Genomic DNA, 13,704 nt, shown 5'->3' on the forward strand with positions numbered 1-13,704 from the left:
CCTAGACCAGGGCGAAGCGGGCCTCGAGGCCCGGAAGGTCCGCCTCCAGGAAGCGGAGGCGGACCTCGGCGTTCAGGGGGAGGGGCCCGGAGAGGGCCACCTGGGCGGAAAGCCCGAGCTCGGGAAGGAGGAAGACCCCCTGCCCGCCCCGCCTCTCCACCAGGACGCCCGGGCCCTCATAGCCTTCCTCCATCAGGTAGAGGAGGGTCCGGTGGAGCTTGCTCCGCCTTTCCGCCTCCCGCACCAGGTCGGCCACCGCCTCCGCCGCCCCCACCCTCTCCAGGACCTCGGCCTGGGAGAGGGACCTTTCCCCCTTAAGCCAGGCCCTGAGCTGCTGGTGGGCCACCAGGTCTAGGTAGCGCCGTAAGGGGCTCGTCACCTGGGCGTAGAGGGGAAGGCCAAGGCCCCTGTGGGGGGCGGGGACCGCTTTGAGCTGGGCCCTTTTCAAGGCCTTCCTTTGCTCCCACATGGCGGCGAGGCCCTCCCCCTCCACCCGCCTTCCGGGGGCCTCCTGGGTGGCGAAGGGGATGGGAAGCCCCTCCCTTAGGGCGAGGTGGGCGGCGGCATACCCTGCGAGGAGCATGGCCTCCCGCACCCAGATGCGGCTTGCGTAGGGGGGAAGGGGGGTAATCCGGACCTCCTCCCCCTCCACCCGCACCTTGACCTCGGGGAGGTGGATCTCTAGGGCGCCCGCGGCGAGGCGCCTCGCCCGGAAGGCCTCGGCGAGCTCCTTAAGGGGCTCCAGGGCCGCCACCTCCAGGGCCTCCCGGTAGGTGAGGCGCCTCACCCGCACCCAGGAGGGGTAGACCCTTTCCTCCAGGACCTCTCCCTCCTCGGAGACCCAAAGCTCAAAGGTGAGGGCCGGGGAGACCTCTCCTAGGCCCAGGCCGAGCGCCTCGGTGACCGCGGGGGGAAGCATGGGCACCGTGCCCTCGGGGAGGTAGAGGTTCGCCCCTCGGCGCAGGGCCTCCCGGTCCAGGGGGCTTCCCGGCGCCACCAGGGCCGCCACGTCGGCCACATGGACGAAAAGCCGAAAGCCCCCCTCCACCCGCTCGGCGTAGACGGCGTCGTCCGGGTCCTCGCTCCCCTCGTCGTCTATGGCGAAGGCCGGGAGCGGGGTGAGGTCGGCCCGCGCCTCCTCGGGGAGGGGGGGGACGGGGAGGTCAGGGGGCAGGAGGGGAAGGCCGAGCCGCCTCGGGTGGGGGTTCTCCCTCTTCCAGAGGCCCAGGCGGAGGAGGAAGGCGTGGGCAGCCTCCGGGGCCTCGGGAAGGCCCAGGGCCCTCAGCACCCGGCTTTCCCGCCTTTCCCCGTAGGCCAGGGCCTCCACCTCGGCAAGGAGGGGGCGGTCCTCGGGAAGGAAGCCTCCCTTTCGGAAGCGCTCCAGGGCCTCCTGGAAGGCCCGCTCTCGCTCCGCCCGTTTCCTCTCCGCCTCCTCGAGGGCTTGAAGCTCCGCCCGGGTGCGGGCCCGCACCCGCTCCCCTTCCAGGACGAAGCGCTCCCCCGCCTTGGCGAGGAGGTAGGCCCCGTAGGCGGCCTCCGGGGTATAGGCCCCGTAGACCAGCTCGGCAAGCTCCCTTAGGCTCACGGTCCCGCCCTCCAGAAGCTCCCAGGCGGCTTCCTCCTCCCCCTTGGGGACCTTCAGGCCCAAGGAGGCAGGCCCCGGGTGCAGGAAGAGGACGTCCTTGGGGCGGACCCTCTGCCTTTCGCCCCCCTCCAGGGTGAGCTCCAAGCGGCCTTCCCTTTCCTCGGCCAGAGCGGGCCTCCCTTTGTAGATGACGAGCGCGGCCACGCCCTCTAGCTTAAGGGCCAAGGAGGCCAAGCCCTTAAGCTAGGGACGAGGGGGTAGCCCATGACCGTAGACCTAAACGCGGATGCCGGGGAGTCCTACGGCGCTTTCACCTACGGCCACGACCAGGAAATTTTCCCCTGGGTGAGCTCCGTCAACCTGGCCTGCGGCTTCCACGGGGGAAGCCCGGACCGGATGCTGGAGGCCGTCCGCCTGGCCAAGGCCCACGGGCTGGCCATCGGGGCCCACCCCGCCTTCCCCGACCTGGCGGGCTTCGGCCGGAGGGAGATGGCCCTCCCCCCCGAGGAGATCTACGCCCTCGTCCTCTACCAGGTGGGCGCCCTCCACGCCTTCCTGCGGGCGGAGGGGCTCTCCCTGCACCACGTGAAGCCCCACGGGGCGCTTTACCTCCAGGCCTGCCGCCACCGGGACACGGCCCGGGCCATCGCCCTGGCCGTGCAGGCCTTTGACCCGAAGGTGCCCCTGGTGGTCCTGCCGGGGACCGTCTACGAGGAGGAGGCGCGGAAGGCGGGGCTCAGGGTCGTCCTCGAGGCCTTCCCCGAAAGGGCCTACCTCCGAAACGGCCAGCTCGCCCCCCGCCACCTGCCCGGCTCCTGGATCGTAGACCCCGAGGAGGCCGCGCGGAGGGCGGTGCGCATGGTCTTGGAGGGCCGGGTGGAGGCCCTGGACGGGGGCGAGGTGCCGGTGAGGGCCGAGACCCTCTGCCTCCACGGGGACAACCCCAACGCCCCTCAGGTGGCCAAGGCGGTGCGGGAGGCCCTGGAGAAGGCGGGTGTGGAGGTGAGGGCGTATTGAGCGCCCGCCTGGAGGGCGGGAAAAGGGTATCCTTGGGGCGTGGAGTGGGACCTTTCGGACCTCTATGCCTCCCCGGAGGACCCCGGGCTATGGGCGGACCTGGACCGGGCCCTCGCCCTGGCGGAGGGGCTTTCCCCGGAGGACCTCTTGGACCCAGAGCGGGCGGAAGGCCTCTTCCGCCGCTACGAGGAGGCTCTGGAAAAGGCCTATAAGCCCCTGAACTACGCGAGCCTCTACTTCGCCACGAGGACCCAGGACCCCGGGGCCAAGGCCCTGTTGGACCGGGTAAGGAACCGGTTCACCGAGGTCAAAAACCGCCTCGTGCCCCTGGAGGTGGCCCTGAGGAACCTCCCCGAGGAGGCCTTCTTGCGCCTCCTAGATCACCCGGGCCTCAAAGACCTCCACCACTTCCTGAGGAGGCAGAGGGCCTACGCCCCCCACACCCTCTCGGCGAAGGAGGAGGAGCTCCTTAACCTCAAGGCCCTGGTGGGCAGGAACGCCTGGAGCCAGTTCTACACCGAGTACACCGGCCGCTTCCGCTTCCAGGTGGGGGGGAAGGAGCTCACGGAGATGGAGGTGCGGGCCCTCCGCCGCGACCCAAGCCCAGAGGTGCGCCGGGAGGCCCACCGGGCCCTTTACGGGAAGCTTTGGGAGGAAGCCCCCACCTTAAGCGCCGTCTTCAACGCGGTCTACCTGGACTACCTGCAGGAGCTCAGGCTCCGGAACTACCGCCACCCCCTGGAGCCCGTGGCCCTCCGGGACGAGGTAGAGGTGCGGGACATTGAGGCCCTCTTGGAGGCCACGGAGAGCTTCTATCCCCTGGTGGAGCGCTACTACCTGTGGAAGGCGAGGCGGCTCGGCCAGGAGAAGACCCCAAGCGAGGACCTGCTGGCGCCTTTGGGAGAGAAGCCCAAGGTGCCCTTTGAGGAGGCGAAGGCCCTGGTCCTCGAGGCCTTCCGCCGCTTTTCCCCCGAGGTGGAGGCCATCGCCCGCGAGTTCTTTGCAAGGCGGTGGCTGGACGTCTACCCGAGGCCCGGGAAGCGGGGCGGAGCCTTCTGCAGCGGGGGGCTTCCCTCCACCCACCCCTACGTCCTCCTCAACCACACGGACGACCTGGACAGCGCCCACACCTTAGCCCACGAGCTCGGGCACGGGGTGCACTTCTACCTCGCCCGCCAGCAGCGCCTCCTCAACTTCGGGGCCTCCACCCCCCTGGCCGAGACGGCCAGCGTCTTCGCCGAGATCCTCCTGGACGACCTCCTCCTGGAGAGGCTTTCCGGGGAGGAAAAGACCCTCCTCCTCGCCGAGCGGGTGGAGGACGCCATCGGCACCCTCTTCCGCCAGGTGATGTACACCTTCTTTGAAAGGCGAAGCCTCGAGGCCCGACAGGAGGCCGCCCTCTCCCCGGAGGCCTTCCACCAGGTCTGGCAGGAGGAGCAGGAAAGGCTCTACGGGAAAGCCGTGGCCTGGACGGCGCTGGATCGGGCGGCCTGGGCGGGTATTCCCCACTTCGTCCACTACCGCTTCTACACCTACAGCTACGCCCTGGGGTACCTGGTGGTCCTCGCCCTCTACGGCCGCTACCAGGAGGAAGGCCGGGCCTTCGTGCCCAGGTACCTGGAGGTCCTGAAGGCCGGGGAAAGCCAAAGCCCGAGGGAGATCCTGAGGCGGGCCGGGGTGGAGCCCTTCACCGACCGCTTCTTTGCGGAGGGGTTCCGGGTCCTGGAGTCTTGGCTCAAGGCCCTCCCCTAGGCGAGAATGGGGGGATGGACCTCATCTACCGCCCTGAGCGCTACCCCTTTCTTACCCAGGACCTCCCCGGGGTAGGCGGGGAGATCCGGGTGGAGCCCGAGGACTTCCAGGTGGAGGAGATCCCCGCCTACCTCCCCAAGGGGGAGGGGGAGCACCTCTACCTCTTCCTGGAGAAGGAGGGGCGCACCACCCGGGAGGTGGTGGAGTTCCTGCGGGACGAAGTGGGGGTACCCGAGAAGGAGATCGGGGTGGCGGGCCTCAAGGACAAGCACGCCCGCACCCGCCAGTGGCTCTCCCTCCCCAGGCGGTACGAGGACGCCCTCTGCCTTTTGGAGAACCTAAAGGGGGTGAGGCTTCTTGAGGCCCACCTCCACCCCCATAAGCTCAGGACCGGGCACCTCAAGGGAAACCGCTTCCGCGTCCTCATCCGTAATCCCAAGGGGGGCCTCCCCGAGGCGGAGGCGGTCCTTAGGCGCCTCGCGGAGAAGGGCGTCCCCAACTACTACGGCCCCCAGCGCTTCGGCCTGGGCGGCCTCAACCCGGTCCGGGGCTACCGGTTGGTGAAGGAGGGGAAGGGCCGGGGGACCCCCTGGCTCAAGCGCTTCCTCATCGGAAGCCTCCAGAGCCTCCTCTTCAACGACTGGGTGGCCCTGAGGCTGGAGCGGGGCCTCTACGACCGGGTGGTCCCCGGGGACTGGGCCAAGAAGCACGACACCGGGGGGGAGTTCCTGGTGGAAGACCCGAAGGAGGCGGAGCGCGCCCTAAGGCTTGAGATCAGCGCCACCGGCCCCCTCTTCGGCAAGAAGTACCCCGAGGCCCAAGGGGAGGCGAGGGCCCTGGAGGACGAGGTCCTCGCCCAATACGACCTCAGGCGGGAGGAGTTTAGGGCGCGCAAGGGCGCAAGGCGGCCGGTAAGGGTGCCCCTTAAGGAGTGGCAGGTGGAGGAGGCCAAAGAGGGCCTCTGGCTAAGCTTCTCCCTTCCCAAGGGGAGCTACGCCACCAGCCTCCTCCGGGAGGTGATGAAGAAAGAGGTGGACACGCCCAAGGAGGCGGAGGAGGAGGCCTAGGCCCCGCGAAACCCCTCCCCGAGGAGGAAGCCCCCCACGAGGTCCAAGACCTCTGCCGGCGCCTCCCAGGGCACCAGGTGCCCTGCCTCGTCCACCGCGAAGCGGAGGGCCTCCCCCTTGGCGAAGTCGGCCACCTTGGCCCCGTGAAGGGGGGGCGTGAAGGCGTCCAGGGCCCCCTGGACCACGAGGACCCGGGCCCTCGTGCCCCGCAGCCAGCGCCTCTCATCCTCCAGGGCCTCGAGGCGCCCAAGCCACTGCCAAAGCCCCGCCTCGCTCAGGCCCTCCTTCCAGGCCTCGTAGACCTCCTCGCTCCCCGCGCTTAAGGCCCCGAAGAAGAGGGCCCGGCCCACCCGGGCGAACCCCTCCACCCCGCCTTGCTCCAGGCCGAAGCGGAGGGCGGAAAGCCGGGCGGAAAGCAACGCGTCCCGGAAAAGGACCGGGGAGAGGAGGACGAGGCTTCTCGCCTCCTCGCGGAAGGCCACCTTTAGGGCGTCCAGGGCCCCCTCGGCGAAGGCGACGAGGTGGAGGCCCTCCTCCGCAGGAAGGCCTTGCAAGAACTCCAGGCCCGCCGGAGGGGCCAAAAGGCCGGGGAAGAGCCGGATCTCCCCCACAGCCCCTTTATACTTCAAGGCATGGACGCACAGGCCCTCCTGGAGCGGGAGACCCTGGACAAGACCCTGGGGGTGCGCTACCTGAGGGTAGAGAAGGACGAGGTGGTGGCGGAGCTTGCGGTGGTCCCCCGGGTCCACCAGCCCTTCGGCTTCCTCCACGGGGGGGCCACGGTGGCCCTGGCGGAGAGCGTGGCCAGCCTGGGCGGGCTCCTCCACTGCCCCCCGGGGCACGCCGCCTTCGGCCTGGAGATCAACTGCAACCACATCCGGAAGAAGCGGGAAGGGACGATCCGGGCCGTGGGAAGGCCCCTGCACGTGGGCCGCACCACCCAGGTCTGGGAGGTCAAGGTCTACGACGAGGAGGAACGCCTCGTGGCGGCGAGCCGCTGCACCCTGGCCGTGGTGCCCTTAGAACCAGCTAAGGAGCCAGCCTAGCCAGTTCCCGCCCAGGAAGCCCTCGTCCCCAAGCAGCCAGAGGTCCCGGTGCCGGTCCAGGCCCAAGGGAACGGCCTCGAGGCCGAACCCGCCGTCCCAGTCTGTGCCCAGCCCCACCCGCCCTGGGCCCATCACGGCCTCGGCGTGGGCCCGGTGGCGCAGGAAGGCCTCTAAGGGAAGCCGCGGCATCCCCCGCCGCCAGCTGGAGTCCAGGAAGGCGTTAAAGGGCACGAGGCCCAAAACCCCCTCCCGCCCGGCCAGGGCCCGGAGGAGGTCGTCGGAGAAGTGCCTCTCCGAGGGCACCAGGGCCCGGCAGTTGGCGTGGGTGGCGGCCACGGGCCCCCCGTAGGCCTCCAGGGCCTCCCAGGCCGCCTCCTCCGCCAGGTGGGAAAGGTCCAGGGCCACGCCCAAGGCGGCCATCTCCCCAAGGAGGGCCCTCCCCGCCTCCGTGAGGGGCCCAGGCTCGGCATTCCCCCCGGCGTAGGCGTTTTTCGTGGCCCAGGTGAGGGAGAGGAGCCTCAGGCCCCGCCTACGCCACGCTCTTAAGGCCCCGGGAGTGGGAAGGGGGTGGGCCCCCTCCATGAGGAGGACGAGCCCCAAAACGCCGTCCTCGGGAAAGCGCTCCAGGTGGGCCTTGAGGTCGTCCCTCTCCCTCAGGATCCGCACCAGGCCCCGCCCTTCCCAGGCCTCGTAGAGGGCGAGCTGGGCCCAGGCCTCGTCCTCGTATTCCCCGGGGGGCACCCCTTGCGGGTCCACGAAAAGGGTGGCAAAGGCCAGGGCGACCCCCGCCTCCTGGAGGCTCGGAAGGGTGACCAGGGGGGTTTCGGGGTGAGGGTCTTGGGCGCGGAGGGCCTCGAGGGGGAGGGTGAGGTCGCGGCCTAAGGCCCTGGCGTTCCAGGCCAGGTCCAGGTGGGCGTCCACCAAAAGGGGCACGGGAAAAGTCTACAATGGAGGCCGTGCGGCTCGAGGACCTTCCCCCTCTCCCCGAGGCGCCCGGCGTCTACCTGTGGAAGCGGGGGGAGGAAGTGCTCTACGTGGGCAAGGCCAAAAGCCTCCGCGCCCGGGTGAAAAGCTACTTCCACGCCGAGGGGAAGGCAAGGCGCATCGCCCAGGAGGCCACGGGCCTGGACTTCATCGCCACCCGGGACGAGGTGGAGGCCCTCCTCTTGGAGGCCAACCTCATCAAGGCCCACCGCCCCCCCTACAACGTCCTCCTCAAGGACGACAAGCACTACCCCTTCCTCAAGCTCACCCAGGAGCCCTTCCCTACCCTTCTCGTGGTGCGGCGGGTGGAGGAGGACGGGGCCAAGTATTACGGCCCCTTCCCCGAGGCGGGGGCCCTCCGCCGCATCAAGACCCTCATTGACCGCCTTTTCCCCTTGCGCAAGAACTCGGGCTACCCCATGCGGAAGAGGCGCTACCCCTGCCTCAACTACAGCATGGGCCGCTGCCTCGCCCCCTGCGTGGGCCTGGCCGACCCCGAGGCCTACCGCGAGGCGGTGCGCCAGGTGGAGGCGGTCCTGGAGGGGCGGGTGGACGGCCTTCTCGCCGAGCTGGAGACCCGGATGCGGGAAGCGGCCAAGAAGCTTGAGTTTGAGCGCGCGGCCGAGCTCCGGGACCAGATGGAGGCCCTAAGGGCCTTCTTCTCCACCGCGCAGCAGGCCTTTGACCCGGAGTTGGGCGACCTGGACTTCCTGGGGATGGCCCGCTCGGGGGCCCTGGCCGTGGTCCAGCTCTACCAGGTGCGCTCCGGGCGCATCCTCGGCCGCATCAGCCGGGTGGTGGAGAAGGAAGAGGCCCAGGAGGAGGAGATCCTCTGGGCCTTCCTCCGAGAACACTACCTCGAGGCCTCCCCCCTGCCCTCCCAGGTCCTCCTCCCCTTCCCCCTGGAGGACCTGGACAGCCTCGCCGAGCTCCTCCGGCGCCGCGCCGGGCGCAAGGTGGAGCTCAAGGTGCCCAGGCGGGGGGAGAAGCAGAGGCTTCTGGAGCTCGCCCAGCGGAACGCCCGCCTCGCCCTGGAGGCGGAGCTCAAGCTCTTGGAGAAGCGGGGGGACCACCCGGCCCTTAAGGCCCTCCAGGACCTCCTCGGGCCCTCCACGCGCCCCTTCCGCATAGAGGGCTACGACGTGAGCCACCTCCAGGGCCAGGCCCGGGTCTTCTCCCTGGTGGCCTTTGAGGGGGGGAGGCCCAAAAAGGCGGAGTACCGCAGGATGCGCCTAGGTTCGGGGAACGACGACTACGCCGCCATGGAGGAAGGCGTATACCGCCGCTTCACGGGAAGCCTCAAGGACCTTCCCCTCCCCGACCTCCTCCTCATTGACGGGGGCTTAGGCCAGGTACGCGCGGCAGAGAAGGCCCTGGAAAGGGCCGGGCTCAGGCTTCCCCTGGTGGGCCTCGCCAAGGGGGAGGAGGTCCTGGTGACCCCGGAAGGAAGGGAGCTCCGCCTCCCCCTCACCCACCCGGCCCTCCAGCTCCTCATCCACGTGCGGGATGAGGCCCACCGCAATGGCCTCCGCTATCACCAGAAGAAGCGCACCGAGGAGGCCCTGAAGGTCCTCGCCGGGATCCCCGGGATCGGGGAAAGGCGGAGGCGGCTCCTTTTGGAGCGCTACGGGGGGCTTAGGGCCCTCAAGGAGGCCCCCTTGGAGGAGCTCGCCAGGCTTCCCGGGATGAGCCTGAAGGCGGCCCAAGCTCTCAAGGAAGCCCTGGAAAGCGGACCTGAACGGGCCTAAGCCTCCCCTCCCTCGAGCCATCCCCCAGCTGGCCGAAGCGGTTGTCCCCCCAGGCGAAAACGCTCCCGTCCGAGCGAAGGGCGAGGCTGTGGGCGTCCCCCGCCCCCACCGCCACCACCCCCTCCAGGCCCTCCACCCTCCGGGCCTCGAGGCGCCCCTCCTGGGTGCCGTCCCCCAGCTGGCCCTCCTCGTTCTCCCCCAGGGCATACACGCGGCCGTCCTCCCCCAGGACCAGGAGGTGGGCCCGGCCCGCGGCCAGGGCGCGGGCCCGGGGCAGGCCCTCCACCTTGCGGAAGGTGGCGCTGTCCAGACCCGTGATCCAGACGCTCCCGTCCTGAAGCAAGGCGGCAGTGAAGCTGCCCCCGCCCACGGCAAGCCGCACCCTCTCCAGGACCTTCACCGGCCTCGGGCTGGACTCCACGGTGCCCGTGCCCAGCTGGCCGGAAAGGTTGCTGCCCCAGGCGTAGAGGTCCCCTCCCTCCGTCCAGGCCAGGCTATGGAAGTAGCCCGCGGCGACCCCCACCACCAGGGGCAGGCCCTCTACGGGGAGAAAGCGGTTTCGCGACCTTTCTCCGGACTCCCCAAGCTGCCCCTCCTCGTTGGACCCCGCGGCGTACACCCTTCCCTCGGGGCTAAGGAGAAGGCTATGGGTGTAGCCTGCGGCCAGGGCCTTGGCAGGAAGAGGAAGGGGCACGGGCTTCCCCTTACTGGCAAAAGTGCCGTCCCCAAGTTGCCCCCGCTCGTTGTGCCCAAACCCGAGCGCTTTCCCCTCGGGAAGCAGGACCAGGGTGTGGAGGCTCCCCACGGCCACCCCCAGAACCCCCTCCAGCACCCGAAGGGGCCTCGTCCGGTTGAGGAATGAACCGTCCCCCAGCTGGCCGTCGTACCCCCAACCCCAGACCCAAAGCGCCCCCCCTACCACTGCGGCGCTGTGCCCCTGCCCTCCCCCAAGAAGCCCCTGGCCTAGGGCGAGGCCCAACCCCAGAGCGAACCCCAGCAAGCGCCTCCCCATACCCCAAGCTTAACCGGGGCGCCCTAAACGCCGCTTAAGGGTATGATGACCCCCTGATGGTGCGCCGCGCCCTGGAGGAAGCCGTCCACGAGGCCCTAAAGGAGCTGGGCCTGGACCTGAGGCCCAAGGTGGCCCGGGCCCCCAAGGACAAGCCGGGGGACTACGGGGTCCCCCTCTTCGCCCCCGCCAAGGCCCTGAAGAGGCCTCCCCAGGCCCTCGCGGAGGAGCTGAAGGCCCGCTTGAAGCTGCCCCCCTTCGTGGAGGAGGCCATCCCCGTGGGGGGGTACCTTAACTTCCGGCTCCGCACCGAGGACCTCCTCAAGGAAGCCCTCCGCCCCAAGGGTCCCCTTCCCAGGCGGGAGGGCCTGGTCCTCATGGAGCACACCTCGGTGAACCCCAACAAGGAGCTCCACGTGGGCCACCTGCGCAACATCGTCCTGGGGGACAGCCTGGCCCGGATCCTGGCCTACGCAGGGCGGGAGGTGTTGGTCCTGAACTACATCGACGACACCGGACGCCAGGCGGCGGAAACCCTCTTCGCCCTAAAGCACTACGGCTTGGAATGGGACGGGAAGGAGAAGTACGACCACTTCGCGGGCCGGGCCTACGTGCGCCTGCACCAGGACCCCGAGTACGAGAAGTTGCAGCCCGCCATTGAGGAGGTCCTCCACGCCCTGGAACGGGGGGAGCTGAGGGAGGAGGTAAACCGGATCCTCCTGGCCCAGATGGCCACCATGCACGCCCTTTCGGCCCACTACGACCTCCTGGTCTGGGAGTCGGACATCGTCCGGGCAGGGCTTCTGGAGAAGGCCCTCGAGGTTTTGCAGCAAAGCCCCCATGTCTTCCGGCCCAAGGAAGGCAAGTACGCCGGGGCCCTGGTGATGGACGCCAGCCCCTTCATCCCGGGCCTCGAGGACCCCTACTTCGTCCTGGTGCGCTCCGGGGGGGCCGCCACCTACTACGCCAAAGACATCGCCTTCCAGTTCTGGAAGATGGGGCTTTTGGAGGGGCTCCGGTTTAGGCCCTACGAGAACCCCTACTACCCGCGCCTCCGGACCAGCGCCCCCGAGGGGGAGCCCTACACCCCCAAGGCGCGGGAGACCATCAACGTCATTGACGTGCGCCAGAGCCACCCCCAGGCCCTGGTGCGCACCGCCTTGGCCCTGGCAGGGCACCCGGAGCTCGCCGAGGGGGCCTTCCACCTGGCCTACGAGACGGTCCTCCTGGAGGGCAGGCAGATGTCGGGAAGGAAGGGCCTCGCCGTGAGCGTGGACGAGGTCCTGGAGGAGGCCACCCGCCGGGCCCTCCTGGTGATAGAGGAGAAGAACCCCGAGCACCCCGACAAGGAGGGGGCGGCCCGGATGGTGGCCCTGGGGGCGATCCGCTTCGCCATGGTGAAGACGGAGCCCAAGAAGCAGATAGATTTCCGCTACGAGGAGGCCCTCTCCTTTGAAGGGGACACGGGCCCCTACGTCCAGTACGCCCACGCCCGGGCCCACGCCATCCTGCGCAAGGCGGGGGCATGGGGGAGGCCCGACTTCGCCCAAGCCACCCCCTACGAGAGGGCCCTGGCCCTGGCCCTTCTGGACTTTGAGGAGGCGGTGCAGGAGGCCGCCGAGGAGAGGACCCCCCATGTCCTCGCCCAGTACCTCCTGGACCTGGCGGGAAGCTGGAACGCCTACTACAACGCCAAGGAGGAAGGCCGCCCGGCCACCCCCGTCCTCACCGCCCCGGAGGGCCTGAGGGAGCTCCGGCTGGAGCTGGTGAAGAGCCTGCAGGAAACCCTGAGGGCGGGCCTTGGGCTCCTGGGGATTCCGGCCCCTGAGGTAATGTAAGGCCATGCGACCCCTCTTCCTGGCCTTCGCCCTCCTCGCCCTCGCCCTGGGCCAGCGCCTCGTCTCCCCCGAGGAGGTGGCCCGGAGCCAGGTCATCAAGAAGGCCCTCCCCGCGGTGGTGCGGGTGCAGGGCACCTCCCCCACCGCAGGCGAAGGGGGGGTGATGGGCACGGGCTTCTTCGTCAGCCCCTTCCGGGTGGTGACCAACTACCACGTGGTCCAGGACCTGGCGGAGATCACCCTGCGCCTCTACGATGGGCGCACCGTCCTGGCGGAGCGCTTCGCCGTGGACCCCGGGATAGACCTGGCCCTCCTCACGGTCCGGGGGGTGCAGGCCCCGGGGGTCTTGGGCTTCAGCAAGACCCCGAGCTCAAGCCTCCCCTTGGGGATGGGGGTGGTCCTGGTGGGCTTCCCCTACGGTCAGGGCCCCCTGGCCTCCTACGGCATCCTGGCGGGCCTCGGCCCCCTCGAGGTGGCCACCCCGGACCCGAGCATCGGAACCGAGGTGGGGGAGTACCTCTTCACCGACGCCCCCCTCACCGTGGGCAACTCGGGAAGCCCCCTGCTGAACCTTCAGGGCGAGGTGATCGGGGTGGTGGCGGACGTGGTGGGCGGGCCCTCGGGGGTAGGAGGGATCGGGGTGGCCATCCCCGCCGAGCTCGCCGCCCAGAGCGTCCAGGACCTGGAGCGATTCGGCATTCCCCAGCGGGGCTGGCTGGGGGCGAGCCTGGTCTCCCTGGAGGAGCTCCCTCCCGTCCTCCTCCGGGCGGTGGGGCTCACCACCGTCCAGGGGGCCATGGTGGACCGGGTGGAGCCGGATAGCCCCGCCGCCCGGGCCGGCCTCCGGGGGGCGCAGCGGGACGCCCAGGGAAGGCTCCTCGCCCTGGGGGACGTGATCCTCTCGGTAAACGGCAAGCCGGTGCGGAACAAGGCCGAGGTGGTGCGCCAGATCGCCCGCTATCGCCCCGGGGACCGGGTGCGCCTCACCCTTTGGCGGGAGGGGCGCAGGCTGGAAGTGACCCTGGTCCTGATGGCCCGCCCCAGGAGGTGAGGGAATGTACCTCGCGGTGGAAGGCCCCATCGGGGTGGGCAAGACCACCCTGGCCCGCCTCCTCTCCGAGGCCTTGGGCGCCGAACCCCTCCTGGAGGTGGTGGAGGAAAACCCCTTCCTCCCCCTCTTCTACCAGGACCGGAAGGCCTATGCGTTTAAGGTCCAGGCCTTCTTCCTCCTCTCCCGTTACCGGCAGCTGGAACCCCTCCGGCAAAAGCCCCTCTTCGGCGGGGTGGTGGCCGACTACCTCCTGGACAAGGACGCCATCTTCGCCAGCCTCAACCTGGAAGGCCCCGAATGGGACCTCTACCTGGAGCTCTACCGGGCCCTGGCCCCCAGGGTGCCGCCCCCCGACCTCACCATCTACCTGAGGGCCCCGGTGCCCGTGCTCCTGGAAAGGATCCGGAAGCGTGGGCGGCCCTTTGAGGCAGGCCTGGACCCCGCTTACCTGGAAGCCCTTTCCGAGGCCTACGAGCGGCACTTCGCCCGGTACCCCCATCCCCTCCTGGTCCTCGAGGCCCAGGCCCTGGACTTCGGCCCAGGAGGACCCCACCGGGAGGAGGTGGTGGCCCTGGTCCGGGCCCACCTTCCCCAGGGCAAGGTCTAG

The 13,704-nt window shown here is 69.8% G+C and carries 12 protein-coding genes; 8 read left to right on the top strand and 4 right to left on the bottom strand.

Features of this window, described 5'->3' with window-relative positions:
- Position 1 precedes the first annotated feature (1 nt).
- Complete coding sequence (locus tag H531_RS0106000) at positions 2 to 1,789, bottom strand: RNB domain-containing ribonuclease (RefSeq protein ID WP_156860460.1); 1,788 nt, start codon at positions 1,787 to 1,789, stop codon at positions 2 to 4.
- A gap of 60 nt (positions 1,790 to 1,849) precedes the next feature.
- Here H531_RS0106000 and H531_RS0106005 point away from each other — a divergent pair, with 60 nt between their 5' ends.
- From H531_RS0106005 to truD, 3 genes are read left to right on the top strand one after another with little or no spacing between them, the layout of a single operon-like run.
- Positions 1,850 to 2,602 carry a LamB/YcsF family protein gene (locus tag H531_RS0106005; protein WP_022798457.1) on the top strand — a complete coding sequence of 251 codons (753 nt, stop codon included), beginning with the start codon at positions 1,850 to 1,852 and terminating at the stop codon, positions 2,600 to 2,602.
- Positions 2,603 to 2,641: 39 nt separating this feature from the next.
- Entirely contained in the window at positions 2,642 to 4,354 is a 1,713-nt protein-coding gene (locus tag H531_RS0106010) for a M3 family oligoendopeptidase (RefSeq protein ID WP_022798458.1), read from the top strand.
- A gap of 14 nt (positions 4,355 to 4,368) precedes the next feature.
- The gene (gene truD / locus H531_RS0106015; protein WP_022798459.1) at positions 4,369 to 5,421 is read left to right on the top strand and encodes a tRNA pseudouridine(13) synthase TruD; all 1,053 of its coding nucleotides are present in this window, start codon (positions 4,369 to 4,371) and stop codon (positions 5,419 to 5,421) included.
- On the opposite strand, the gene H531_RS0106020 is transcribed toward truD, so the two are convergent.
- On the bottom strand, positions 5,418 to 6,032 hold the full coding sequence (locus H531_RS0106020) for an alpha/beta fold hydrolase (RefSeq protein ID WP_022798460.1): 615 nt from the start codon (positions 6,030 to 6,032) through the stop codon (positions 5,418 to 5,420). The genes truD and H531_RS0106020 overlap by 4 nt on opposite strands.
- Positions 6,033 to 6,053: 21 nt before the next feature.
- On the opposite strand from H531_RS0106020, the gene H531_RS0106025 reads away from it, so the two are divergent.
- On the top strand, positions 6,054 to 6,467 hold the full coding sequence (locus H531_RS0106025; protein ID WP_022798461.1) for a PaaI family thioesterase: 414 nt from the start codon (positions 6,054 to 6,056) through the stop codon (positions 6,465 to 6,467).
- On the opposite strand, the gene H531_RS0106030 is transcribed toward H531_RS0106025, so the two are convergent.
- Complete coding sequence (locus H531_RS0106030) at positions 6,441 to 7,391, bottom strand: dipeptidase (protein ID WP_028490687.1); 951 nt, start codon at positions 7,389 to 7,391, stop codon at positions 6,441 to 6,443. The genes H531_RS0106025 and H531_RS0106030 overlap by 27 nt on opposite strands.
- A 23-nt stretch (positions 7,392 to 7,414) precedes the next feature.
- On the opposite strand from H531_RS0106030, the gene uvrC reads away from it, so the two are divergent.
- Positions 7,415 to 9,199 (top strand): excinuclease ABC subunit UvrC, encoded by a 1,785-nt coding sequence (uvrC, locus tag H531_RS0106035; protein ID WP_022798463.1) that lies wholly within the window; start codon positions 7,415 to 7,417, stop codon positions 9,197 to 9,199.
- Here the strand turns inward: uvrC and H531_RS0106040 are convergent.
- Complete coding sequence (locus H531_RS0106040; RefSeq protein ID WP_022798464.1) at positions 9,162 to 10,211, bottom strand: RCC1 domain-containing protein; 1,050 nt, start codon at positions 10,209 to 10,211, stop codon at positions 9,162 to 9,164. The genes uvrC and H531_RS0106040 overlap by 38 nt on opposite strands.
- Positions 10,212 to 10,267: 56 nt before the next feature.
- Between H531_RS0106040 and H531_RS0106045 the strand changes: the two genes are divergently transcribed.
- The 3 genes from H531_RS0106045 to H531_RS0106055 are packed head-to-tail and all read left to right on the top strand — an operon-like array spanning position 10,268 to position 13,704.
- A complete protein-coding gene (locus tag H531_RS0106045; protein ID WP_022798465.1) occupies positions 10,268 to 12,046 on the top strand; it encodes an arginine--tRNA ligase in 1,779 nt (592 codons plus the stop codon).
- 4 nt (positions 12,047 to 12,050) lie between these two features.
- Positions 12,051 to 13,097: a S1C family serine protease gene (locus H531_RS0106050; RefSeq protein ID WP_022798466.1), complete on the top strand. Its 1,047-nt coding sequence runs from the start codon at positions 12,051 to 12,053 to the stop codon at positions 13,095 to 13,097.
- A 4-nt stretch (positions 13,098 to 13,101) separates the two neighbouring features.
- Complete coding sequence (locus H531_RS0106055; RefSeq protein ID WP_022798467.1) at positions 13,102 to 13,704, top strand: deoxynucleoside kinase; 603 nt, start codon at positions 13,102 to 13,104, stop codon at positions 13,702 to 13,704.

It is taken from the genome of Thermus islandicus DSM 21543 (genome assembly GCF_000421625.1).
In the GTDB taxonomy this organism is placed as follows: Bacteria; Deinococcota; Deinococci; order Deinococcales; family Thermaceae; genus Thermus; species Thermus islandicus.